Genomic DNA, 528 nt, shown 5'->3' with positions numbered 1-528 from the left:
CCGCACCTGGGTGTACATCCGTTAGGTTTTGAGGTTGCCAGCGTTAATGGCGTCCAGTGGTTTAAGTCTGGCAGCATGTTGACGGTAAACAGTAGCGAAAACTATCTCGCCGCCGGTCTTGCCGGTCTGGGGATTATTCAGATCCCGCGCATTGCCGTGCGCGAAGCCCTGCGTGCCGGGCGGCTTATTGAAGTGTTGCCTGGCTACCGTGCCGAGCCGCTGTCCCTTTCACTGGTTTATCCGCAGCGTCGGGAGCTTTCCCGGCGTGTAAACCTGTTTATGCAGTGGCTGGCTGGCGTAATGAAAGAGTACCTGGACTGACCGACTATACTTTTAAGAATGACCACGACAGAAGGACAAAAGAGCGGATGACGCAGGAAAACGAGATCAAACGTCCCACCCAGGATCTGGAGCACGAGCCGATTAAGCAGTTGGATAATAGCGAGAAAGGCGGCAAAGTTAGCCAGGCGCTGGAAACCGTCACCACCACTGCCGAGAAAGTCCAACGCCAACCGGTTATTGCGCACC

Annotated in this window: 1 protein-coding gene; it reads left to right on the top strand. The window is 55.3% G+C overall.

All coding sequences use genetic code 11. The features are described from left to right. Window positions 1–321 (top strand): LysR substrate-binding domain-containing protein (locus tag E0L35_RS25450; RefSeq protein ID WP_249362194.1); only part of this gene is annotated, 321 nt, incomplete at its 5' end. Window positions 322–528: the final 207 nt, after the last annotated feature.

The organism is Halomonas sp. ATBC28 (assembly GCF_005937175.1).
Lineage (GTDB): Bacteria > Pseudomonadota > Gammaproteobacteria > Pseudomonadales > Halomonadaceae > Vreelandella > Vreelandella titanicae.
The sequence above is the reverse complement of the archived record's forward strand: the minus strand, read 5'-3'. Positions and strand labels throughout refer to the sequence as shown.